Origin of the sequence: Streptomyces sp. NPDC086989, from assembly GCF_044745505.1 — a bacterium.
Classification (GTDB): Bacteria; Actinomycetota; Actinomycetes; order Streptomycetales; family Streptomycetaceae; genus Streptomyces.
This window is the reverse complement of the sequence record NZ_JBIVAL010000006.1, coordinates 159,139-182,054: the sequence shown is the minus strand read 5'-3', so window position 1 is coordinate 182,054 and position 22,916 is coordinate 159,139. Positions and strand designations below refer to the sequence as shown.

General features: G+C 68.7%; 18 protein-coding genes and 1 tRNA gene. 3 read left to right on the top strand and 16 right to left on the bottom strand.

The genetic code is table 11. The features are described from left to right. Positions 1 to 7: 7 nt before the first annotated feature. Complete coding sequence (rpsG, locus tag ACIPK4_RS16350; protein WP_007265894.1) at positions 8 to 478, bottom strand: 30S ribosomal protein S7; 471 nt, start codon at positions 476 to 478, stop codon at positions 8 to 10. Positions 479 to 480: 2 nt separating this feature from the next. Further along, on the bottom strand, positions 481 to 852 hold the full coding sequence (gene rpsL / locus ACIPK4_RS16345; RefSeq protein WP_007265893.1) for a 30S ribosomal protein S12: 372 nt from the start codon (positions 850 to 852) through the stop codon (positions 481 to 483). Positions 853 to 1,276: 424 nt separating this feature from the next. Here rpsL and ACIPK4_RS16340 point away from each other — a divergent pair, with 424 nt between their 5' ends. Continuing rightward, positions 1,277 to 3,766: a YfhO family protein gene (locus ACIPK4_RS16340; protein ID WP_402313233.1), complete on the top strand. Its 2,490-nt coding sequence runs from the start codon at positions 1,277 to 1,279 to the stop codon at positions 3,764 to 3,766. A 139-nt stretch (positions 3,767 to 3,905) separates the two neighbouring features. Here the strand turns inward: ACIPK4_RS16340 and ACIPK4_RS16335 are convergent, their stop codons facing one another. From ACIPK4_RS16335 to ACIPK4_RS16285, 11 genes are all read right to left on the bottom strand, one after another. Next, positions 3,906 to 7,805, bottom strand: a complete 3,900-nt coding sequence (locus tag ACIPK4_RS16335) for a DNA-directed RNA polymerase subunit beta' (protein ID WP_054222538.1) — start codon at positions 7,803 to 7,805, stop codon at positions 3,906 to 3,908. Positions 7,806 to 7,902: 97 nt separating this feature from the next. Continuing rightward, positions 7,903 to 11,385, bottom strand: coding sequence for a DNA-directed RNA polymerase subunit beta (gene rpoB / locus ACIPK4_RS16330; protein ID WP_376203075.1), 3,483 nt, complete (start codon positions 11,383 to 11,385; stop codon positions 7,903 to 7,905). A gap of 606 nt (positions 11,386 to 11,991) precedes the next feature. Beyond that, complete coding sequence (rplL, locus tag ACIPK4_RS16325) at positions 11,992 to 12,378, bottom strand: 50S ribosomal protein L7/L12 (protein ID WP_048474779.1); 387 nt, start codon at positions 12,376 to 12,378, stop codon at positions 11,992 to 11,994. Between the two features lie 111 nt (positions 12,379 to 12,489). Next, positions 12,490 to 13,020 (bottom strand): 50S ribosomal protein L10, encoded by a 531-nt coding sequence (gene rplJ / locus ACIPK4_RS16320; RefSeq protein WP_054222541.1) that lies wholly within the window; start codon positions 13,018 to 13,020, stop codon positions 12,490 to 12,492. Between the two features lie 305 nt (positions 13,021 to 13,325). After that, entirely contained in the window at positions 13,326 to 14,219 is an 894-nt protein-coding gene (locus ACIPK4_RS16315; protein WP_402313230.1) for a hypothetical protein, read from the bottom strand. Between the two features lie 51 nt (positions 14,220 to 14,270). Further along, positions 14,271 to 15,227: a hypothetical protein gene (locus tag ACIPK4_RS16310; protein WP_402313228.1), complete on the bottom strand. Its 957-nt coding sequence runs from the start codon at positions 15,225 to 15,227 to the stop codon at positions 14,271 to 14,273. Positions 15,228 to 15,417: 190 nt separating this feature from the next. Then, positions 15,418 to 16,146 carry a 50S ribosomal protein L1 gene (gene rplA / locus ACIPK4_RS16305; protein ID WP_030154662.1) on the bottom strand — a complete coding sequence of 243 codons (729 nt, stop codon included), beginning with the start codon at positions 16,144 to 16,146 and terminating at the stop codon, positions 15,418 to 15,420. A 90-nt stretch (positions 16,147 to 16,236) separates the two neighbouring features. Beyond that, on the bottom strand, positions 16,237 to 16,671 hold the full coding sequence (gene rplK, locus ACIPK4_RS16300; RefSeq protein ID WP_030154660.1) for a 50S ribosomal protein L11: 435 nt from the start codon (positions 16,669 to 16,671) through the stop codon (positions 16,237 to 16,239). 165 nt (positions 16,672 to 16,836) lie between these two features. After that, the gene (gene nusG / locus ACIPK4_RS16295; protein WP_402313226.1) at positions 16,837 to 17,748 is read right to left on the bottom strand and encodes a transcription termination/antitermination protein NusG; all 912 of its coding nucleotides are present in this window, start codon (positions 17,746 to 17,748) and stop codon (positions 16,837 to 16,839) included. A gap of 84 nt (positions 17,749 to 17,832) precedes the next feature. After that, positions 17,833 to 18,114: a preprotein translocase subunit SecE gene (gene secE / locus ACIPK4_RS16290; RefSeq protein WP_030154653.1), complete on the bottom strand. Its 282-nt coding sequence runs from the start codon at positions 18,112 to 18,114 to the stop codon at positions 17,833 to 17,835. A 105-nt stretch (positions 18,115 to 18,219) separates the two neighbouring features. Next, positions 18,220 to 18,292 (bottom strand) — tRNA-Trp (locus ACIPK4_RS16285). A gap of 194 nt (positions 18,293 to 18,486) precedes the next feature. On the opposite strand from ACIPK4_RS16285, the gene ACIPK4_RS16280 reads away from it, so the two are divergent. Together ACIPK4_RS16280 and ACIPK4_RS16275 are read left to right on the top strand one after the other, a co-directional pair. Continuing rightward, on the top strand, positions 18,487 to 19,713 hold the full coding sequence (locus ACIPK4_RS16280; RefSeq protein WP_054222546.1) for a pyridoxal phosphate-dependent aminotransferase: 1,227 nt from the start codon (positions 18,487 to 18,489) through the stop codon (positions 19,711 to 19,713). Positions 19,714 to 19,871: 158 nt separating this feature from the next. After that, positions 19,872 to 20,891 (top strand): adenosine deaminase, encoded by a 1,020-nt coding sequence (locus ACIPK4_RS16275; protein WP_402313224.1) that lies wholly within the window; start codon positions 19,872 to 19,874, stop codon positions 20,889 to 20,891. Between the two features lie 18 nt (positions 20,892 to 20,909). On the opposite strand, the gene ACIPK4_RS16270 is transcribed toward ACIPK4_RS16275, so the two are convergent. From ACIPK4_RS16270 to ACIPK4_RS16260, 3 genes are read right to left on the bottom strand one after another with little or no spacing between them, the layout of a single operon-like run. Beyond that, positions 20,910 to 21,326, bottom strand: a complete 417-nt coding sequence (locus tag ACIPK4_RS16270) for a hypothetical protein (protein ID WP_402313222.1) — start codon at positions 21,324 to 21,326, stop codon at positions 20,910 to 20,912. A 15-nt stretch (positions 21,327 to 21,341) separates the two neighbouring features. Further along, positions 21,342 to 22,457: a UDP-N-acetylmuramate dehydrogenase gene (locus ACIPK4_RS16265; RefSeq protein WP_402313221.1), complete on the bottom strand. Its 1,116-nt coding sequence runs from the start codon at positions 22,455 to 22,457 to the stop codon at positions 21,342 to 21,344. Next, positions 22,454 to 22,852, bottom strand: coding sequence for a DUF3291 domain-containing protein (locus ACIPK4_RS16260; RefSeq protein WP_402313219.1), 399 nt, complete (start codon positions 22,850 to 22,852; stop codon positions 22,454 to 22,456). The genes ACIPK4_RS16265 and ACIPK4_RS16260 overlap by 4 nt, the downstream gene beginning before the upstream one ends. Positions 22,853 to 22,916 lie beyond the last annotated feature (64 nt).

The following is a 22,916-nucleotide window of genomic DNA, read 5'->3' as shown; positions in this document are numbered from 1 at the left end:
GGTGGGACTACCAGCGGTAGTGCGCGAAGGCCTTGTTGGACTCGGCCATCTTGTGCGTGTCCTCGCGCTTCTTGACGGCAGCGCCAAGACCGTTGGAGGCGTCGAGCAGCTCGTTCATGAGGCGCTCGGTCATGGTCTTCTCGCGACGGGCGCGGGAGTAACCCACGAGCCAGCGCAGCGCGAGGGTCGACTGGCGGCCCGGCTTGACCTCGACCGGAACCTGGTAGGTCGCGCCACCGACACGGCGGGACTTGACCTCGAGGGACGGCTTGACGTTCTCCAGCGCGCGCTTCAGCGTGATGACCGGGTCGTTGCCGGTCTTCTCGCGGAGGCCTTCCATGGCACCGTAGACGATGCGCTCGGCGGTGGAGCGCTTGCCGTTCAGGAGGATCTTGTTGATGAGCGAGGTCACCAGAGGAGATGCGTAGACCGGGTCGATGATGACCGGGCGCTTCGGGGCGGGGCCCTTACGAGGCATTCTTACTTCTCCTTCTTGGCGCCGTAGCGGCTGCGGGCCTGCTTGCGGTTCTTGACAGCCTGGGTGTCAAGCGCACCGCGGATGATCTTGTAACGAACACCCGGCAGGTCCTTCACACGGCCACCACGCACGAGCACGATCGAGTGCTCCTGCAGGTTGTGTCCCTCACCCGGAATGTAAGCGGTGACCTCGATGCCGGAGGTCAGACGCACACGCGCGACCTTACGGAGCGCCGAGTTCGGCTTCTTCGGGGTGGTCGTGAACACACGCGTGCAGACGCCACGGCGCTGGGGCGAAGCCTCAAGCGCGGGCGTCTTCGTCTTCTCGACCTTGTCCTGCCGGCCCTTACGGACCAGCTGCTGGATCGTAGGCACTACTTCTCCGGTTTCTGTGTGCCGTGTAGTGAAGCTAACCTGGAACTTTGCCGACCCACGCGGTCGGGTGTGTCGGATCCGGCGCAGCTCCGCGCAAGCACGGAAACGCATGGATCGCGGTGGCCGATCCGGCTCTCGTGCGGTTGATGGACACGCGCGGGAGCCCAGGCACACCCCAGGCACAAGGTCTGAGCGTACCGACCGCATCCCATCCGGTCAAAACAAAGGCGCGGGCGGGACGGCCTCGACATCGCCGCCGGTCATGTGCCGCTTGGGCGAGGCCCCCGTGCGGCCGTGCCGACTCGCGCCTGTGGTAAAGGCGTGCTAAGCGGAGCCGGACGGGGCGTCCGGCCCCGCCAACTACACTGCCTCAGCGATTCACCCCAAACGGCACGAGCATCCACGACCATCAGGGAGCGGGACATTGCGGACGGTCACACCGGAGCCGACGGCGGCGGTCACCCCGGTCCACCCCCCGCCCCGCCCCCGGCGCCCGCGGTTCGCCCGCCTGTACGGGCCCCTGCTGGCGTTCCTCGTCACCTCGGCCGCGTTCTGCTCGGCCTGGGTGGCCCGCGGCACCTTCCCCTTCGGCACCACCGGCCGTGCCCTCAACGACCAGGCCAACCAGTACGTGCCCTTCCACCGCGCGCTGTGGGACCTGGTCCACGGGCAGTCCGCCGGCGACGTCCTGTTCACCTGGCGCGGCGGCTTCGGACAGCAGTTCCTGTCCGACTACTACACCTACCTCGGCAACCCGTTCTCCTGGCTGGCCGTCGTGGTCCCCCGCAACCACGTCGACCTCGCCGTCTTCGCGGTCACCCCGATCACCATGGGCACCGCCGCCGCCGTCATGACGGTCTACCTCGGCAAGCTCCACCCCGGGCCGTGGTGGCAGCGCGGGGTCCTCGGCGCCTGCTACGGCCTGTGCGGCTGGGCCCTCAGCGACGCCTCGTACATCCCCATGTGGCTGTGGGGCCTGGTCGCGCTGCCCCTCCTCGGCATCGCCGTCGAGTGGTGCCTGGAGGAACGCCGCTGGCCGGGGGTGGCGCTGTTCGTCGCGCTCGCCTGGCTCGGCAACTTCTACACCGCGATGATGGCCACGATGGCCGCCTGCGTCCTGCTCGCCATCCGCCTGATCACCCGGGACACGACCGGCCGGCCGGGGGTCCCCAGGGACGTGCTCCGGTGGAGGCTGCGCGCCCTGTGGCGGGCGTCGACCGGCGCCGCGACGGGCATCCTGCTCACCCTCCCCCTCCTGCTGCCGTCGTTCCTCTCCAGCGGCTCCGCCCAGCCCACCCGGGCCGGGGCGTTCGAGCCCGTACGGATCGAGCTCTTCCTGGCCGGGATGCTCCCGGCCACCCACCTGTGGGGCGGCCGGCCGCGGCTGTACGTCGCCTCACTGGGCCTGATCCTCGCCGGATCGTTCCTCTTCAACGCCGCCATCGGCCGTAGGGCCCGCCTGGTGTGGGCGGTGGCGACGCTGCTGGTCGCCGCCTCGTTCCAGTTCCCGCCCACCCAGTACGTATGGCACGGCCTGGCGGTGCCGAACGGCAATCCGTACCGCGAGGCCTTCGTCTTCAGCGGCATGGTGGTGATCCTGGCCTGGCTGGCCCTGGCCCACCGCCCGCGCCCCCTCCACCTGGCCCTGACGGCCGCCCTGCTGGTGGCCGCCACCTTCGCGCTCCGGCACACCGACGACTTCGGCGGCTGGACCTGGCCCGCGGTGCTCGTCGGCGGGGGCGTCTCGCTGCTCGCCCTGGTCCTCCTGGCCCTGGGCGAGAAGCGCCGGCACCTGATCCCCGTGGCCGCCGTCCTCATGGTCGGCGTGGTCCTCGCCGAATCCACCGTGGCCGCCGCCAACGCGGACGCCCGCCGCAGCCGCGAACGCTGGGCCAAGCCGGTCGCCACCTCGAACCGCTCGATCAACGCGCACTTCGACGCCGTCCGGCAGGTGGACGGCTGGCCCGCATACCGGACCGACTCCGGCGCGCCGCAGACCTCGTACAACGACGCCCTGGCCCTGCGCGCCGAGGGACCGCAGTACTACAGCAGCTACCTGCCGGAGGCCACCTACCGGGCCTTGGAGCCCCTCGGCTACGGCTTCAAGAACGACGGCCGGACCTTCTTCGGCGCCGACAGCCCGGTGCTCGACGCGATCTTCTCCATCGGTGCCCGCGTCCGCCCGGGGAGCGCCCCGGACAGCTGGACGGCGACCCGCTTCGCGGCCCCTCCCCTGGTCACGGTCCGCAGCTCCGGCTACACCTCGCCCAACCCGGCCGGCAGCGTCTACGCCCGCCAGGAGAACGTCCTGGGCGCGACCGTCTACCAGGTCCCGCAGGTTACCCGCGCCGGCAGCACCACGGAGCAGACGTACACCGCCCGCTGCACCCCGGGCTCCGAGGCGTACTGGTTCTCCCCCGAGCTCTACGGCACCCTCACCTCCGGCGGCTCGGCCCGCCCCCTGGAGGACCGGATGACCGGAGTCGCCAAGCTCGGCCCGGTCCCCGCGGACGGCACGGTCTCGGTCACGGTGAACACCGGCACGAAGGACGCCACGGCCGGCGAACACCCCGTCGGCTGCCTGGACCGCGCCGCCCTGGACACCGCCATCACCACCCTGAGGTCCACCGGCGCCACGAAGGTCACGGCGGGCGGCCACTCCATCGAGGCCACCCTCCCGAAGGGCGCCACGGGCACGGCGGTCTTCGCGATGACGGCCGTCCCGGGCTGGCAGTGCTCGGCCCCGATCCGCGACTTCCACGGCCTGGTCTCCGTGGACCTCCCCCCGGGCGCCGACAAGGTCTCCTGCACCTTCACCCCCAAGGGCCTCACCCCAGGCCTGGCAGCTGCCGCCCTGGCCCTCCTGACCCTGACGTCGGTAACCCTCACCACCCTCCGCCGCCGCCGCGCCTGACGGCCTCCCCGGGGTTCTGCCCCGGGGAGGCCGCAGCCCGGCGGCCTTGCCGCCCGCCCTGCCGCCCTGCGGTCCCGGGCAACGAAGAAGCCCCCCGCCGCTCCTCTCGGAGCGGCGGGGGGCTTCTTCTTACGAGCTCTTAGCCGTTGTACGGGCCGTAGTCGTAGTCCTCCAGCGGGACAGCCTGGCCGGAGCCGGTGCCGAAGGGCGAGTAGTCGATGTCGTCGTAGCCGACGGCCGAGTACATCGCGGCCTTCGCCTCCTCGGTGGGCTCGACCCGGATGTTGCGGTAGCGGGCGAGGCCCGTACCGGCCGGGATGAGCTTACCGATGATGACGTTCTCCTTGAGGCCGATGAGGCTGTCGGACTTGGCGTTGATCGCCGCATCCGTCAGGACTCGGGTCGTCTCCTGGAAGGAGGCGGCCGACAGCCAGGATTCCGTCGCCAGCGAGGCCTTGGTGATACCCATCAGCTGCGGACGGCCGGAGGCGGGGTGTCCGCCCTCGGTGACCACACGACGGTTCTCGGTCTCGAACTTCGAGCGCTCGACGAGCTCGCCCGGCAGGAGCTCCGCGTCGCCGGACTCGATGATCGTCACGCGGCGCAGCATCTGCCGGATGATGATCTCGATGTGCTTGTCGTGGATCGACACGCCCTGCGAGTTGTAGACCTTCTGGACTTCGCCGACCAGGTGGACCTGGACGGCACGCTGGCCGAGGATGCGCAGCACGTCGTGCGGGTTGGTGGCACCCGCGGTGAGCTTCTGGCCCACCTCGACGTGGTCGCCCTCGTGCACGATGACCTTGGCGCGCTTCGAGATCGGGAACGCCGTCTCGTCGCTGCCGTCGTCGGGCGTGATGACGATCTTCTTCGTCTTCTCGGTCTCCTCGATCCGCACGCGGCCGGCGGCCTCGGAGATCGGGGCGACACCCTTCGGGGTACGGGCCTCGAAGAGCTCGACGACACGCGGCAGACCCTGCGTGATGTCGTCACCGGCCACACCACCGGTGTGGAAGGTACGCATCGTCAGCTGGGTACCGGGCTCACCGATGGACTGGGCGGCGATGATGCCGACCGCCTCACCGATGTCGACCAGCTTGCCGGTGGCGAGCGAGCGTCCGTAGCAGAAGGCACAGGTGCCGACCGCGGACTCACAGGTCAGGACCGAGCGGGTCTTGACCTCCTCGACGCCGTTGGCGACCAGGGCGTCGATCAGGACGTCACCGAGGTCGACGTTGGCCGGCGCGATGACCTTGCCGTCGATGACGACGTCCTCGGCCAGCATGCGGGCGTAGACGGACGTCTCGACGTCGTCGGCCTTGCGCAGCACGCCGTCCTCGCCGCGGACGGCGATCTTCAGCTTCAGGCCGCGCTCGGTGCCGCAGTCCTCCTCGCGGATGATCACGTCCTGCGAGACGTCCACCAGACGACGGGTCAGGTAACCCGAGTCGGCGGTACGCAGGGCGGTGTCCGCCAGACCCTTACGGGCACCGTGCGTGGAGATGAAGTACTCCAGAACGGTGAGGCCCTCACGGAAGGACGCCTTGATCGGACGCGGGATGGTCTCGTTCTTCGCGTTCGACACCAGACCACGCATACCGGCGATCTGTCGCATCTGCATCATGTTTCCTCGGGCACCCGAGTCAACCATCATGAAGATGGGGTTCGTCTTGGGGAAGTTCGCGTTCATCGCCTCGGCAACCTCGTTGGTCGCCTTGGTCCAGATCGCGATGAGCTCCTGCGTGCGCTCGTCCTTGGTGATCAGACCGCGCTCGTACTGCTTCTGGACCTTCTCGTCCATCGCCTCGTAGCCCGCGACGATGGCCTTCTTGGCCTCGGGCACGACGACGTCGGAGATGGCCACGGTGACGCCCGAACGGGTCGCCCAGTGGAAGCCGGCCGCCTTCAGGTTGTCGAGCGTCGCCGCCACGATGACCTTGGGGTAGCGCTCCGCCAGGTCGTTGACGATCTCGGAGAGCTGCTTCTTGCCCACCGAGTAGTCGACGAACGGGTAGTCCTCGGGCAGCAGCTCGTTGAAGAGCGCACGGCCCAGCGAGGTCTTCAGACGGAAGCTGTCGCCCGGCTGGAACTCCTGCTCGCCCTCTTCGGCGACCGGCGGCACCCAGCCGCGCGGCGGGATGGTGCCCACCGGGAAGCGGATGTCGACGGACGACTGCAGCGCGAGCTCGCCGGCGTCGAACGCCATGATCGCCTCGGCCGTGGAGCCGAACGCGCGGCCCTCGCCCTTGGTGTCACGGAGCTCACCGTCGGTGGTCAGGAAGAACAGACCGAGGACCATGTCCTGGGTCGGCATCGTGACCGGACGGCCGTCGGCCGGCTTGAGGATGTTGTTCGAGGACAGCATCAGGATGCGGGCCTCGGCCTGCGCCTCCGCGGAGAGCGGCAGGTGCACGGCCATCTGGTCACCGTCGAAGTCCGCGTTGAACGCGGTGCAGACGAGCGGGTGGATCTGGATGGCCTTGCCTTCGACCAGCTGGGGCTCGAAGGCCTGGATGCCGAGGCGGTGCAGCGTGGGCGCACGGTTCAGGAGGACCGGGTGCTCGGCGATGACCTCTTCGAGCACGTCGTACACGACCGTGCGGCCGCGCTCGACCATGCGCTTCGCCGACTTGATGTTCTGCGCGTGGTTCAGGTCGACCAGGCGCTTCATCACGAACGGCTTGAAGAGCTCCAGCGCCATGGCCTTGGGCAGACCGCACTGGTGCAGCTTCAACTGCGGACCGACGACGATCACGGAACGCGCGGAGTAGTCCACACGCTTGCCGAGGAGGTTCTGACGGAATCGACCCTGCTTGCCCTTGAGCATGTCGCTCAGGGACTTCAGCGGACGGTTGCCGGGGCCCGTCACCGGGCGACCGCGACGGCCGTTGTCGAAGAGGGCGTCGACCGCCTCCTGGAGCATGCGCTTCTCGTTGTTCACGATGATCTCGGGCGCACCGAGGTCGAGAAGGCGCTTCAGGCGGTTGTTGCGGTTGATCACGCGGCGGTACAGGTCGTTCAGGTCGGAGGTCGCGAAGCGGCCACCGTCCAGCTGCACCATCGGACGCAGGTCCGGCGGGATGACCGGCACGCAGTCCAGAACCATGCCCTTGGGGCTGTTGCTGGTCTGCAGGAACGCGGAGACGACCTTGAGGCGCTTGAGCGCACGGGTCTTCTTCTGGCCCTTGCCGGTACGGATGATCTCGCGGAGGCGCTCGGCCTCCTCCTCGAGGTCGAAGGACTCCAGGCGCTTCTGCAGCGCCGCGGCACCCATCGAACCGTCGAAGTACGTACCGAAGCGGTCGCGCAGCTCGCGGTAGAGCAGCTCGTCGCCCTCGAGGTCCTGGACCTTGAGGTTCTTGAAGCGGTTCCACACCTCGTCGAGGCGGTCGATCTCGCGCTGGGCGCGGTCACGGAGCTGCTTCATCTCGCGCTCGGCACCCTCGCGCACCTTGCGGCGCACGTCGGCCTTCGCACCCTCGGCCTCGAGCTCGGCCAGGTCGGTCTCGAGCTTCTTGGCACGGCCTTCGAGGTCCGCGTCACGGCGGTTCTCGATCTGCTGGCGCTCGACGGAGACGTGGGCCTCCAGCGACGGCAGGTCGCGCTGGCGGCGCTCGTCGTCGACGAACGTGATCATGTACGCGGCGAAGTAGATGACCTTCTCGAGGTCCTTCGGCGCGAGGTCCAGCAGGTAGCCCAGGCGCGACGGGACGCCCTTGAAGTACCAGATGTGGGTGACGGGAGCGGCGAGCTCGATGTGGCCCATCCGCTCACGACGCACCTTGGCGCGCGTGACCTCGACGCCACAGCGCTCACAGATGATGCCCTTGAAGCGGACACGCTTGTACTTGCCGCAGTAGCACTCCCAGTCCCGGGTCGGACCGAAGATCTTCTCGCAGAAGAGTCCGTCCTTCTCGGGCTTGAGGGTGCGGTAGTTGATGGTCTCCGGCTTCTTGACCTCGCCGTGCGACCAGGTTCGGATGTCGTCCGCGGTGGCAAGGCCGATCCGCAGCTCGTCGAAGAAGTTGACGTCGAGCACTGTGCGTCAATCCCTCTTTCGGGGTCGAGTCTCAATCATGGTCTGAACGGTCCCGGGGATGACGGGGGGCTCTTGAGCGAGCCCCCCGTCAGGCCCGTCAGACCTCTTCGACGCTGCTCGGCTCGCGCCGGGACAGGTCGATACCGAGCTCCTCCGCCGCGCGGAAGACGTCCTCGTCGGTGTCGCGCATCTCGATGGACATGCCGTCCGAGGACAGCACCTCCACGTTGAGGCAGAGCGACTGCATTTCCTTGATGAGCACCTTGAAGGACTCGGGAATGCCCGGCTCGGGGATGTTCTCGCCCTTGACGATGGCCTCGTAGACCTTCACGCGGCCGGTGACGTCGTCGGACTTGATGGTCAGCAGCTCCTGGAGGGCGTAAGCGGCGCCATAAGCCTCGAGCGCCCACACCTCCATCTCACCGAAGCGCTGGCCACCGAACTGCGCCTTACCACCCAGCGGCTGCTGCGTGATCATCGAGTACGGACCGGTCGACCGCGCGTGGAGCTTGTCGTCGACCAGGTGGTGGAGCTTGAGGATGTACATGTACCCGACCGAGATCGGGTCCGGGAACGGCTCGCCGGAGCGGCCGTCGAACAGGCGCGCCTTGCCGGACGGGAGGACCAGGCGGTCACCGTCGCGGTTCGGGATGGTGTGCTCGAACAGGCCGGCGAGCTCGTCCTCGCGGGCGCCGTCGAACACCGGGGTGGCGACGTTGGTGCCGGGCTCGACGCGGTCGGCGCCGATGGCCTTCAGTCGCTCGGCCCACTCCTCCGCCAGGCCGGAGACGTCCCAGCCGCGGCTGGCGAGCCAGCCGAGGTGGATCTCCAGGACCTGTCCCGGGTTCATTCGGGACGGGACACCCAGCGGGTTCAGGATGATGTCGACCGGGGTGCCGTCCTCCAGGAAGGGCATGTCCTCGATCGGAAGGATCTTGGAGATGACACCCTTGTTGCCGTGGCGGCCGGCGAGCTTGTCACCGTCGGTGATCTTGCGCTTCTGGGCGACGTAGACGCGGACCAGCTGGTTCACGCCCGGAGGAAGCTCGTCGCCCTCCTCGCGGTCGAAGACGCGGACACCGATGACCTTGCCGATCTCACCGTGAGGGACCTTGAGCGAGGTGTCACGCACCTCGCGGGCCTTCTCACCGAAGATCGCGCGGAGCAGGCGCTCCTCCGGGGTCAGCTCGGTCTCACCCTTGGGCGTGACCTTGCCGACCAGGATGTCGCCGGCGACGACGTCCGCACCGATGCGGATGATGCCGCGCTCGTCGAGGTCGGCGAGGACCTCCTCGGAGACGTTCGGGATGTCCCGGGTGATCTCCTCGGGGCCCAGCTTGGTGTCACGGGCGTCGACCTCGTGCTCCTCGATGTGGATCGAGGAGAGGACGTCGTCCTGCACGAGGCGCTGCGACAGGATGATCGCGTCCTCGTAGTTGTGGCCTTCCCACGGCATGAACGCGACGAGCAGGTTCTTGCCGAGGGCCATCTCGCCCTCTTCGGTGGCCGGGCCGTCGGCGAGGACCTGGGCCTCGACGATCCGGTCGCCCTCGTTGACGATCACCTTCTGGTTGACCGAGGTGCCCTGGTTCGAGCGGGAGAACTTGGCGACGCGGTACGTGGTGTACGTGCCGTCGTCGTTGGCGACGGTGATGTAGTCGGCCGAGACCTCCTGGACGACACCGTCCTTCTCCGCCTTGATCGAGTCACCGGCGTCGACCGCACAGCGGTACTCCATGCCGGTGCCGACGAGCGGGGCCTCCGCCTTGATGAGCGGAACGGCCTGGCGCATCATGTTCGCGCCCATGAGGGCACGGTTGGCGTCGTCGTGCTCCAGGAAGGGGATCATCGCGGTCGCGACGGACACCATCTGGCGCGGGGAGACGTCCATGTAGTCGACGTCGCCGCCGGCGATGTAGTCGATCTCGCCGCCACGACGGCGGACCAGGACGCGGTTCTCGGTGAAGCGCATCTCGTCGTTCAGCGCGGCGTTCGCCTGCGCGATGACGAAGCGGTCTTCCTCGTCGGCGGTCAGGTAGTCGACCTCGTCGGTGACGACACCGTCGACGACCTTGCGGTACGGGGTCTCGACGAAGCCGAACGCGTTGACGCGGCCGTAGGAGGCGAGCGAGCCGATCAGACCGATGTTCGGGCCTTCAGGGGTCTCGATCGGGCACATGCGGCCGTAGTGCGACGGGTGCACGTCACGAACCTCGAAGCCGGCCCGCTCACGGGACAGACCACCGGGACCCAGGGCCGAGAGACGACGCTTGTGCGTCAGACCCGACAGCGGGTTGTTCTGGTCCATGAACTGCGACAGCTGGCTGGTGCCGAAGAACTCCTTGATGGAGGCGACGACCGGCCGGATGTTGATCAGGGTCTGCGGCGTGATCGCCTCGACGTCCTGCGTGGTCATGCGCTCGCGGACGACGCGCTCCATACGAGCCAGACCCGTGCGGACCTGGTTCTGGATGAGCTCGCCGACGTTGCGCAGACGACGGTTGCCGAAGTGGTCGATGTCGTCGGTCTCGACGACGATCGAACGGCCCGACTCACCGGTGGTCTCGGTCTCGCCCGCGTGGAGCTTCACGAGGTACTTGATCGTCGCGATGATGTCGTCGGTGGTGAGCACACCGGCGTCGAGCGGCTCGTCGGCGCCGAGCTTCTTGTTCACCTTGTAGCGGCCGACCTTGGCGAGGTCGTAGCGCTTCGGGTTGAAGTAGAGGTTCTCGAGCAGCGTCTGAGCGGCCTCGCGGGTCGGCGGCTCGCCCGGGCGCAGCTTGCGGTAGATGTCGAGCAGCGCGTCGTCCTGGCCCTGGGTGTGGTCCTTCTCCAGGGTGGCGCGCATGGACTCGTACTCGCCGAACTCCTCGAGGATCTGCTCGGTGGTCCAGCCGAGAGCCTTCAGGAGGACGGTGACGGACTGCTTGCGCTTGCGGTCGATGCGGACACCGACCATGTCGCGCTTGTCGACCTCCATCTCCAGCCAGGCACCCCGGGACGGGATGATCTTGGCGGAGAAGATGTCCTTGTCGGACGTCTTGTCGATGGAGGAGTCGAAGTAGACACCGGGGGAACGGACGAGCTGCGACACCACGACACGCTCGGTGCCGTTGATGACGAAGGTGCCCTTGTTGGTCATGAGCGGGAAGTCGCCCATGAAGACCGTCTGAGACTTGATCTCACCGGTCTCGTTGTTCGTGAACTCGGCCGTGACGAAGAGCGGCGCCGCGTACGTGAAGTCGCGCTCCTTGCACTCGTCGACGGAGTTCTTCGCCGGCTCGAACCGGTGGTCGCGGAACGTCAGCGACATGGAACCGGAGAAGTCCTCGATCGGCGAGATCTCCTCGAAGATCTCTTCCAGACCGGACTTGGTGGGAACGTCCTGTCCACTCTCGAGCGCCGACTCGACGCGAGACTTCCAGGCTGCATTGCCGAGCAGCCAGTCAAAGCTCTCGGTCTGCAGCGCCAGGAGGTTCGGAACCTCGAGGGGCTCCTTGATCTTTGCAAAGGAGATGCGCAGCGGGGCGGTGCTGGCACCGGTGTTCGTATTGGTCGAGGCGTTGCGCGAGGCGGCCAAGAGGGGGTCCTTCCGAGGGCTCGGACTCACTACGCGCGTACCGGTCCCAGCTGACACAGAAGACGGCCCGCCTGATTCGGCCTGAAAGGCCTGGTCAGGGCGTATCTATCAAGTGTGCTCGAGCGTGGGCATGCCCCTGGCGACGGGCAGGGGGCAGCTAACAGGCAGCGCAAAGGGTCAGTGTAGCCACTTGGCTCACTGATGTCCAGACCAGGTTTCCGGAAACCGGCAACAGGCCTTCCCCATGTCGTTTAAACCAACCCTGCGACCCTGCGTCCAACACGCGGATCCCGTGGCTCTCGCACACGGAGCGCGTATCAGTACTGCCCTCTTCGTAGTCGATCCATGCCTCGGATCCCCGATCCGAGCCTCGGATCTTCGATCGAACCGATCGATCCCACAACGGGACTGAGAATTGCGCGCCGCGTGCCGTTCGTCAAGGCCCCCTGCTCCGTGCGGATCAGCTCCGGACCCGGCCTCGGGGCAACGATGATCACCCTACTCCCCAACGAGACCAGGGCAAGTCAGGCACTGCGGGTACGCCAAAGGGCGACCACCCTTACGGGTGATCGCCCTTGGTTGGGGCCTCAGGAGGCCCCGGAGGTGTTACTTGACCTCGACGGCCGCACCGGCGCCCTTGAGGGCCTCGGCGGCCTTCTCAGCGGCGTCCTTGGCAACCTTCTCGAGGACGGGCTTCGGCGCACCGTCGACGAGGTCCTTGGCCTCCTTGAGGCCCAGGGAGGTGAGCTCGCGCACGACCTTGATGACCTGGATCTTCTTGTCGCCGGCACCGGTGAGGATGACGTCGAACTCGTCCTTCTCCTCCTCGGCGGCGGCGGCGTCGCCACCACCCTGACCCGGGGCGGCAACGGCGACGGCCGCGGCGGCGGTGACGTCGAACTTCTCCTCGAAGGCCTTAACGAACTCGGAGAGCTCGATGAGGGTCATCTCCTCGAACTGGGCGAGGAGGTCGTCCTGAGAGAGCTTCGCCATGATGGGCGATCCTTCCACTAATTCGGCAGGTGCCGATATGTCTATAGAGGCGGGCGTAACGGCCCGCTACGACCCACGCACTAGGCGGCGTGGATCAGTGCGCGAGCCGAATTACTCGGCACCGCCCTGCTCGGCGAGCTTGACGCGAAGCGCTTCCGCAGTGCGGACGAACTTCGACGGCAGCGCCTGGAAGAGCGAGGCAGCCTGGGACTGCTTGCCCTTGAACGCGCCGGCCAGCTTGCTGAGCAGAACCTCGCGGGACTCGAGGTCCGCAAGCTTCTTGATGTCATCGGCGGAGAGCGCCTTACCATCAAGGACACCCGCCTTGATGATCAGGTTGGGGTTCTCCTTGGCGAAGTCACGCAGGCTCTTCGCCGACTCCACCGGGTCACCGGTGATGAAGGCGACCGCGGTCGGACCAGCGAAGTGCTCGTCCAGCGCGGTGATCCCGGCCTGGTTGGCCGCAATCTTGGTCAGCGTGTTCTTCACCACGGCGTACTGGGCGTTCTCACCGAGGGAGCGACGCAGCGTCTTGAGCTGCGCGACGGTGAGACCCCGGTACTCGGTCAGCACGGCGGCGTTCGAGCTCTGGAACGCGTCCTTGAGCTCGGCTACCGATGCAGCCTTGTTGGGCGTCGGCATGGTGCGTTCGCCTCCTTCCGGGTGATGAGGACCGCTCAGAAGGGGCTGAAAAAACGAAACGCCCCGGCGCAGGCGCCAGGGCGTGGCTCAACCGGAACGAGTTCCGGGAACCTTCCACAGTCACCTACGCGGGTCGCCCGCAATCAGCGGATCCTTCGGCCACCGCACCCTTTCGGACACGGCAACGACCAGCGGTCTTTGGCTTCCTCGGAAGAGTACGTGAACCGGTCGACGCAAGGCAAATCGCCTCGGGAGGGGCGGGGAGCCCCGGGGGTGCCGGGGCTCCCCCGGGGCCCGGGAGGGGCTCAGGAGCCGTCGAGTCCGCCCAGCCCCGCGTCCTTCAGGGTGCGGTCAGCCTGCTTCAGGGTGTCGTCGACGCCCTTGAGCTTGTCGTCGATGCCCTTCATCACGTCGTCGAAGTCGGCGACCTGGTCCGCGGGCGGCGCGGTGACGGGCGCGGTCGTGCCGTAGCCGGAGAACTTCGCCGAGACCTTCGTCGTGCCGTCCTTGGTGCCCTGCACGGATTCGACGCGGACGGGGTAGCCGTCCTTGCCGATCCACAGGTCCACGTCCAGGGTGAGGTAGTCCTTCAGCGCCTCGTGGAGGTACTGCCGGTTCGCGGCCTCCATCACCTTGGTGGACTCGTCCGCCGCGATCAGGTCGGCGTTGGTCAGGCTGCCCTTGAAGTGCCGGGCCTCGCCGCCGTCGGCCTGCTCAGTGCCGACCAGCGTCACCTTCTGCTGGCCCAGGAGGACGGCGAGGTAGTCGGCCGGGTCGTCGTTGAACCGCGAGCGGGCCTTGCCGTCCTTGTTCAGGTTCATCTTCATCCAGGACTTGCCGTCCACGGGCTTGTCCGAGTGGGTGTAGATGACGTCGCCGATCATGACCTGGTTGTCGGAGCCGCCGCCCTTGGCATCGATGCCGGTGCTCGACGGGTACCAGCCCTTGGTCCCCGTGAGCTGCTCGGCCTTGCCGCTGCCCGGGGTGATGGTCATCTGGTACGTGGCGAACCTGGCGGCGACGGTCTTCGCGTAGGACGCCTTCACCGCGTCCGCCGGCGTCTCGGCCTTGGTCCCGGCCGCCGTCCGGCCGCCGGCCCTCCCCCCGGCCTCGTCCGTCCCGCAGGCGGTCAGGCCGCCCACGAGCAGCGCGGCCCCCGCCGCGGCGACTGCGGCGCGGGTCAGTGCAGCCGTGTTCATCGTGTGTCCCCCCATGGATGGTTCTGATGTTGCGTACGGCCTCGCGGCGGGTCAGGCGCCCGCCGCGGCGCCCTTGGCGCCCAGGTCCCTGAGCATCGCGAAGAGGTCGAGGGTCTCGTTCTCGGGCGGGGTCTGCACGGTCGCCGTCGTGGCGTAGTCCGAGTAGACGGCCTCCATGTCGAGGGAGCCCTCGGGCGTGCCGATGGCGACCTTCATGCGGGCCGGGTAGCCGTCCTCGGCGACCCAGACGTCCATGTCGTAGCCCTTGATGCCGGCCTTCCTCATGGCCTCGGTGAGCTTCGCGCGGTCGGCCTCGGGCAGCGCCTTGGAGCCCTCCTTCGCCGCGAGCATCTCCTCGAACGTCAGGGTGCCCTTGTAGTGCCGGGTGTCGGTGCCGCCGGCCCTCTCGGAGCCGACGAGCTTCACGTTGGGCGAGGCGAGCAGCAGGGCCAGCTGCTTGGCGGGGTCCTGGCTCCGGTCCGTCCCGGTCATGCCGCCCATGCCGCCGGCGCCGCCGAGTTTCTTCAGCACCTCGGCGTCTCCCGAGGCCTCGGCCGCGGCCTTCGTGTCGAGCTTCATCCAGCGCTTGCCGTCCATGCCCGCGGACAGCGGCGAGTCGGCCGGCATCTCCATGTACATGACGTCGTTGGACATGACCATGCGCAGGGAGTCGGCACCGGTGCGGCCGAGTCCGCCCTTCATGGTGATGTCCATGACCTGCGGATCCCACCCCTGCACGCCGGTCATCTCGACGCTCTCGCCGCCGAGCGCGCCGGGCATCTTCATCGTCATGTGCACCTTGGCCGACTTGGCGGCCGAGGTCTTCTTGTAGGCCGCGGCGAGGGCCTCGGTGGCGGAACCGCCCGCCACCGGCGCGCCGGGCTGCGCGGACGCCCCGGCCGCCTTGCCGGAGTCGTCCTTCTTGCCGTTCTCGCACGCCGTGGCCCCGCCCGCGAGCAGTACGGCGGCCAGCGCCGCGCCCGCGGCCTTCCTTCGGTATGCAGACATGGAGATCCCCGCCCCTGTGTGATCGCTCGATGTCCCACGACCCTACGTTTGTACGCCGGGCGTTCGCGCGCCGATTACCGCTCAGTACGGCACATGTGGTCCGAAACACGGAAAACGGGCCCCTCGCCGCCCTGTGAAGGGGGCGAGGGGCCCGTTCAGCCACTCAGGTGAGCCGGGGGCTCAGCGGAGCTCAGACAGCGGCCGGGTCTTCCTCGACGAGGAGGTTCCGGGTGCGGTTCGAGTCCAGCTGGATGCCGGGGCCCATCGTGGTGCTCAGGGCGGCCTTCTTGACGTAGCGGCCCTTGGCGGCGGACGGCTTCAGACGAAGGATCTCGTCCAGGGCCGCGCCGTAGTTCTCGACGAGCTGCTCATCGGTGAAGGAGACCTTGCCGATGATGAAGTGCAGGTTCGAGTGCTTGTCGACACGGAACTCGATCTTGCCACCCTTGATCTCGGTGACAGCCTTGGCGACGTCCATGGTGACGGTGCCGGTCTTCGGGTTCGGCATCAGACCACGCGGACCGAGCACGCGGCCGAGGCGGCCGACCTTGCCCATGAGGTCCGGGGTGGCGACAACCGCGTCGAACTCGTTCAGACGGTTGCCCTTGGCGATCTCGTTGATCAGCTCGTCGTCGCCGACGATGTCGGCGCCGGCGGCTTCCGCGGCCGCAGCACGGTCACCGGTCGCGAAGACCAGGACCCGGGCGGTCTTACCGGTGCCGTGCGGGAGGTTCACGGTGCCACGGACCATCTGGTCGGCCTTGCGCGGGTCGACACCCAGGCGGAAGGCGACCTCGACGGTGGCGTCGAACTTGGTCGTGGAGGTCTCCTTGGCGAGACGGACGGCCTCGAGCGGGGCGTACAGCTTCTCCCGGTCGACCTTGGCGTCCGCAGCGCGGAGAGTCTTGCTGCGCTTCACTTCTGCTCCTGTGTTTTGGCTTCAGGCATGGAGTCGTGGTGCGGACCAGCGCTTGGCCCTACCACTTGGTGGTGCTGGGGGGTGGCTGGATCAGCCCTCGACCGTGACGCCCATCGAGCGCGCGGTACCGGCGATGATCTTCATCGCGGCGTCGACGTCGTTGGCGTTGAGGTCGGGCATCTTCAGCTCGGCGATCTCGCGGACCTGGGCGCCGGTGAGCTTGGCGACCTTGGTCTTGTGGGGCTCGCCGGAGCCCTTCTCGATGCCCGCGGCCTTCAGGATGAGGCGCGCGGCCGGCGGAGTCTTGGTGATGAAGGTGAAGGTGCGGTCCTCGTAGACCGTGATCTCCACCGGCACGACCATGCCACGCTGCGACTCGGTCGCGGCGTTGTAGGCCTTGCAGAACTCCATGATGTTGACGCCGTGCTGACCGAGCGCGGGGCCGACCGGCGGAGCCGGGTTGGCCGCACCGGCCTTGATCTGGAGCTTGATAAGCCCCGTGACCTTCTTCTTCTTGGGAGGCATTGCTCTCTCCGGGTCCTAGTGAGAGTTTTTCGCCGCCAATCCGGTCATCCGGATGGAGGCATACCGCACCACGATAACGGGTATCAGGGCGGGGCTGAAAACCGAGCAGGTCAGACCACCCTTTGCGGGGCGATCTGACCTGTCCGGAAGCGTTGTCTCAGAAGATCAGTTCTTCTGGATCTGGTCGAAGCTGAGCTCGACCGGGGTCTCGCGACCGAAGATCTCGACGAGGCCCTTGACCTTCTTCGAGTCGGGGTTGATCTCGTTGATGGTCGCCTGCAGCGTCGCGAACGGGCCGTCGGTGACGGTGACCGAGTCGCCGACCTCGAAGTCCAGGACCTCGATGGTGCGCTTGACCGCGGGGGCCGGCAGACCGGCTTCCTCGGCGGCCTGCTTGGCGGCCTTCTCCTGCGCCTCCGGGGCGAGCATCTTGACGATCTCGTCCAGGGTCAGCGGGTACGGGTCGTACGCGTTGCCGACGAAGCCGGTGACACCGGGCGTGTTGCGGACGACGCCCCAGGACTCGTTCGTCAGATCCATGCGGACGAGAACGTAACCGGGCAGCTTGTTCTGCCGGACGTTCTTGCGCTCGCCGTTCTTGATCTGGACGATCTCTTCCTCGGGCACCTCGGCCTGGTAGATGAACTCCTCGACGTTCAGCGAGACGGCGCGCTGCTCCAGGTTGGCCTTCACGCGCTTCTCGTAGCCCGCGTAGGTGTGGATCACGTACCACTCGCCGGGCAGGACGCGCAGCTCGTCGCGCAGGGCCTGGATGGGGTCGACCGGCTCGGCGGGCTCTGCGTCCTCGTCGGCGGTCTCGACCTCGGCCTCGTCCTCGGCGTCGTCGGCCTCGGCCTCGGCGGCGTCCGCGTCGGCCTCCTCGGCCTCTTCGTCGTCCGCGACCTCGTCAGCCTCGTCCTCGGCGTGCAGCGCGGCCTCCTCGGCGGCGGCACCCGCCTCGGCGTCGGCGAGCTCGGCCTCGTCGGGGTCCACAGCGTCTGCCGCCTCGACGATGTCGAGCGCGTCCTCGACGGACTCGACGGAGTCGGGGCTCGCGTTCAGGTTCGGGTCAGACACGGTGGCTGCTTCTTCCTGGATACAAAAGGTGGTCGAACATGCGAAAACGGGCGGCACCCATCAAGGCGCCGCCCTCCGCGGGGATCAGCCGAAGACGAACTTGATGGCTTCCTGGAATCCATAGTCAATCACGGTCACCAGACCGATCATGATGACGACGAAGACAATCACCACGGTGGTGTACGTCGTGAGCTGATTGCGCGTCGGCCAGACGACCTTGCGGAGCTCCGCGATGATCTGGCGGTAGAACAGCGCGAGCCGGCCCAGAGGACCCTTCTTCCCGCGCTTGCCGCCCTTGCGGGCCTTCTTCTCGCGGGTGTCGTCCTCGGCGTCAGGCATGTCGATGGAGCCCAGGGCGTCCGTCACGTCTCTCACCTGAATCCGGGTCGTGGCCGTAGCCGCGCCCGGTTGCGCCGCACGGCGTTGCATCGAAGTACGTACCTGCGCACACGTCCGAGAAGGAGTGTGGAGCAGGGCCGGAGGGACTCGAACCCCCAACCGCTGGTTTTGGAGACCAGTGCTCTACCAATTGAGCTACGACCCTTTGTTGCGTCCCCAACCTACCGCATCCAGACGGGTGCACGGAGTGCTCGCGCTCTGGAGTGACCGGCGGGGTCCAACGACAGGTGAGTGTACGTGGTCCGGGCCCTGACGTCGAACAGAGCGCATTTTCGGCTGGTCCGTCCGATGACTGAAACGGTGTGCGGCGCCTCTGGGGCGTCTGGGACGATTGGCCGCATGACCTCTGCAACGCCTTCCTCCGAGCGCCGGGTGTCCGCCCGTATCGGCGCCATTTCCGAGTCCGCCACGCTCGCCGTGGACGCCAAGGCCAAGGCCCTCAAGGCCGCCGGGCGCCCGGTGATCGGCTTCGGTGCGGGCGAGCCCGACTTCCCGACCCCGGACTACATCGTCGAGGCCGCGGTCGAGGCCTGCCGCAACCCGAAGTACCACCGCTACACGCCCGCCGGGGGTCTGCCCGAGCTGAAGACGGCGATCGCCGCGAAGACGCTGCGCGACTCGGGCTACGAGGTCGACGCGTCGCAGGTCCTGGTCACCAACGGCGGCAAGCAGGCGATCTACGAGGCGTTCGCCGCCGTCCTCGACCCGGGTGACGAGGTCATCGTCCCGGCCCCGTACTGGACCACCTACCCCGAGTCGATCCGCCTCGCCGGCGGTGTCCCGGTCGAGGTCGTCGCCGACGAGACCACCGGCTACCGCGTGTCCGTCGAGCAGCTGGAGGCCGCCCGCACCGAGCGCACCAAGGTCGTCCTGTTCGTCTCCCCGTCGAACCCGACCGGCGCCGTCTACAGCGAGGCCGACGCGAAGGCGATCGGCGAGTGGGCCGCCGAGCACGGCCTGTGGGTGCTGACGGACGAGATCTACGAGCACCTGGTCTACGGCGACGCGAAGTTCACCTCGCTGCCGGTGCTGGTCCCGGCGCTGCGCGACAAGTGCATCGTCGTCAACGGCGTCGCCAAGACGTACGCGATGACGGGCTGGCGCGTGGGCTGGGTCATCGCCCCGCAGGACGTCATCAAGGCGGCGACCAACCTGCAGTCGCACGCCACCTCCAACGTCTCCAACGTGGCCCAGGTCGCGGCGCTGGCCGCCGTCTCGGGCAACCTGGACGCGGTCGCCGAGATGCGCAAGGCGTTCGACCGCCGTCGCCAGACCATGGTCAAGATGCTGAACGAGATCGACGGCGTGTTCTGCCCGACGCCCGAGGGCGCGTTCTACGCGTACCCGTCGGTCAAGGACCTGCTCGGCAAGGAGATCCGCGGCAAGCGCCCGCAGACCTCCGGCGAGCTCGCCTCGCTGATCCTGGACGAGGCCGAGGTCGCGGTCGTCCCGGGCGAGGCCTTCGGCACCCCCGGTTACCTGCGCCTGTCGTACGCCCTGGGCGACGCGGACCTGGTCGAGGGCGTGTCCCGCATCCAGAAGCTCCTCGCGGAGGCCAAGGCCTAGGCCTGCGGCGGTTGCGCCGGCCCGGAGCGGCGGCACCCCCGAGGGGGCGCCGCCGCTCCGGCGTTTTCGGGTCCGTCCGCCCCGTGCAAACTTTCGCGCAAGCCCCCGATCGGTAAAACCCCCTCCCGCCGGGCGCGGCGGTTTGGCAGGATCACCAGATGGAGCACCCACGCGATCTCACGCTTCTGCCGAAAGCCCATCTCCACCTGCACTTCACAGGCTCGATGCGACCGTCGACCCTGCTGGAGCTCGCCGACAAGTACGGCGTGCGCCTGCCCGACGCGCTGACCGCCGGGGAGCCGCCCAAGCTCCGCGCCACCGACGAGCGCGGCTGGTTCCGCTTCCAGCGGCTGTACGACGCCGCCCGCTCCTGCCTCCGTGAGCCCGAGGACATCCAGCGCCTGGTCCGCGAGGCGGCCGAGGAGGACGTACGGGACGGCAGCGGCTGGCTGGAGATCCAGGTCGATCCCACCTCGTACGCCCCGCTGCTCGGCGGCATGATCCCCGCCGTCGAGATCATCCTGGACGCCGTCGACACGGCGTCGCGTGAGACCGGCCTCGGCATGCGGGTCCTGATCGCCGCCAACCGGATGAAGCACCCGCTCGACGCCCGTACCCTCGCCCGCCTCGCCGTCCGCTACGCCGACCGCGGCATCGTCGGCTTCGGGCTCTCCAACGACGAGCGCCGCGGCATGGCCCGCGACTTCGACCGGGCCTTCGCCATCGCCCGTGAGGGCGGCCTGCTCGCGGCCCCGCACGGCGGGGAGCTGACCGGGCCCGCCTCGGTCCGGGACTGCCTGGACGACCTGCACGCCTCCCGCATCGGCCACGGGGTCCGGGCCGCCGAGGACCCAAGGCTGCTGCAGCGGCTCGCGGACCGGCAGATCACGTGCGAGGTGTGCCCGGCCTCGAACGTCGCGCTCGGGGTCTACGAGCGGCCCGAGGACGTGCCGCTGCGCACGCTCTTCGAGGCCGGGGTGCCGATGGCGCTGGGCGCCGACGACCCGCTGCTGTTCGGGTCCCGGCTGGCGGCGCAGTACGAGATCGCCCGCCGCCACCACGCCTTCACGGACGCGGAGCTCGCCGAGCTGGCCCGGCAGTCGGTGCGCGGTTCTGCGGCGCCGGGGGACGTACAGGACAAGCTGCTGGCCGGGATCGACCACTGGCTGGCCGCCTGACCGGTCGGCCTCGGGCGGTCAGCGGGTGAGCCGCAGGTCGCCTTCCCAGCAGTCGGCGCGGACCCGGTCGCCGTCCGGGAAGCCGATCTCCAGCTGGGTGCGCCCGGTCTCCGGTGCCGCGAACTCGGCCACGGTCGCCACGGTGTCCCCGAGGTGGCGCAGGAACGGGTGGTCGCCGAGGTCCTCGCCGACCTCGATCCGGCCCCACTCCCCCATGTCGTACGGCTCGTGGGGCGGCGCGGACTCGACGATGAGGCACCGGTCGGACCCGGTGCTGATCCTGGTGGAATCGCCCTCGCTGTCGATCAGCCAGACGTCGAGGGGCGCCTCGGAGCGTTCGCCGTCGCAGACGTGCCAGGACGCGACGATCCTGCTGATCGTGCGTCCCACCAGGCGGGTGGGGTCCGTACCGGCCCCGTGCAGTGGACAGAGCATGGCGGCCGGGACTCCTCAGATGCTGACGCCGACCGTCACCGGCTCGTTGACGAGGGTGACGCCGAAGGCCGCGTGGACGCCCGCGACGACCTCGCGGGCCAGGGCGAGGAGGTCCTCGGTGGTGGCCTCGCCGCGGTTGGTCAGCGCGAGGGTGTGCTTGGTGGAGATCCGGGCCGGACCGGTGCCGTAGCCCTTGGTGAAGCCGGCCTTGTCGATCAGCCACGCCGCGCTGGTCTTCGTACGGCCGTCACCGGCGGGGTACGCGGGCGGGGCGGCCTCCGGGCCGAGGCGGTCCTGGACGCGGGTGAGGAAGGCGGAGTACGCCTCGTCGCTCAGGATCGGGTTGTGGAAGAAGGAGCCGGCGGACCAGGTGTCGTGGTCGGCGGGGTCGAGGACCATGCCCTTGCCCGCGCGCAGGCGCAGCACGGTCTCGCGCGCGGCGGCGGCCGGGACGCGGTCGCCGGCCTCGACGCCGAGGGCGCGGGCGGTCTCGGGGTACTTGAGCGGCGCGGACAGGCCGCCCGCGTCCTCCAGGGCGAAGCGGACGCGCAGGACGACGTAGCGGTCGGGCTGGTCCTTGAAGGTGCTGTTGCGGTACCGGAACGCGCACTCGGCGGCGGTCAGCGTGACCGTCTCGCGCCGGGTGCGGTCGTACGCGACGACCTCGGTGATGGTGTCGCAGACCTCCTGGCCGTACGCCCCGACGTTCTGGATCGGGGTGGCACCGGCGGAGCCGGGAATTCCGGCGAGGCATTCGATGCCGGCCAGGCCCGCCTCGACGGTACGGGCCACGGCGTCGCTCCAGTTCTCGCCGGCGGCGAGCTCCAGGGTGGTGCCGTCCAGGTGGAACCCGGTGGTCGCGATGCGCAGGGCGGTGCCCTCAAAGCCGCGGTCGCCGATGACCAGGTTGCTGCCGCCGCCGATGACGAGGAGCGGTGTGCCGCTCTCGTCCGCGGCGCGGACGGCCTCGACCACCTCGGCGTCGGTGGTCGCGGTGACCAGACGGGTGGCGGGGCCACCGAGGCGGAAGGTGGTCAGGGGGGCGAGGGGGGCGTCGTGGAGTTCCTGCACGTGGACAAGAGTACGGTCCGTACCCCTCGCATCCCTGCGGGGCCACGGACCGTACGTCACGGGCGACCCTGCTGTTCGGCCAGCCGGCGCTCGGCCTCGGCCCAGGCGACCGGGAGCGCGGAGGCCGGGGCGGTCCAGAAGGTGAAGGCCGATTCCCGCATGAACGCGGCGGCGGCGCGGGAGCTGGAGCGGTGCGGCTCGCTGCCGGCGAAGCGGTACATCGCGTCGCGGTCCTGCCAGGCGGAGAGGGTCAGGAAGGTCCGGCGGAAGATCCGGGCCCGGAGGGCGACGCCGTGGGCGCCGGGCGCCGAGCGGACCTGGCGGATGATGCCGGGGGCCCTGAGGAAGAACCGGAAGGCTCCGAGGAGGGTCTCGGTCTCGAAGCGGGAGGCCATGACGTAGACCTCGGACCCGGGGGCGGGCGGGGTGGGCGTCGACCAGGGGACGTCGGGCATGGCGGATGTTCCCTTCCGTTCGTGTGCGGAGCCGGGTGGCGGTGCGGTCGCCGCCGGCGTCGCG

Bases quoted from the DNA above. Each gene is read 5' to 3' on its own strand.
- rpsG (WP_007265894.1), bottom strand. From the start codon at position 478: ATGCCTCGTAAGGGCCCCGCCCCGAAGCGCCCGGTCATCATCGACCCG.
- rplL (WP_048474779.1), bottom strand. From the start codon at position 12,378: ATGGCGAAGCTCTCTCAGGACGACCTCCTCGCCCAGTTCGAGGAGATG.
- rplJ (WP_054222541.1), bottom strand. From the start codon at position 13,020: ATGCCGACGCCCAACAAGGCTGCATCGGTAGCCGAGCTCAAGGACGCG.
- ACIPK4_RS16315 (WP_402313230.1), bottom strand. From the start codon at position 14,219: ATGAACACGGCTGCACTGACCCGCGCCGCAGTCGCCGCGGCGGGGGCC.
- ACIPK4_RS16310 (WP_402313228.1), bottom strand. From the start codon at position 15,227: ATGTCTGCATACCGAAGGAAGGCCGCGGGCGCGGCGCTGGCCGCCGTA.
- rplK (WP_030154660.1), bottom strand. From the start codon at position 16,671: ATGCCTCCCAAGAAGAAGAAGGTCACGGGGCTTATCAAGCTCCAGATC.
- ACIPK4_RS16280 (WP_054222546.1), top strand. From the start codon at position 18,487: ATGACCTCTGCAACGCCTTCCTCCGAGCGCCGGGTGTCCGCCCGTATC.
- ACIPK4_RS16275 (WP_402313224.1), top strand. From the start codon at position 19,872: ATGGAGCACCCACGCGATCTCACGCTTCTGCCGAAAGCCCATCTCCAC.
- ACIPK4_RS16270 (WP_402313222.1), bottom strand. From the start codon at position 21,326: ATGCTCTGTCCACTGCACGGGGCCGGTACGGACCCCACCCGCCTGGTG.
- ACIPK4_RS16260 (WP_402313219.1), bottom strand. From the start codon at position 22,852: ATGCCCGACGTCCCCTGGTCGACGCCCACCCCGCCCGCCCCCGGGTCC.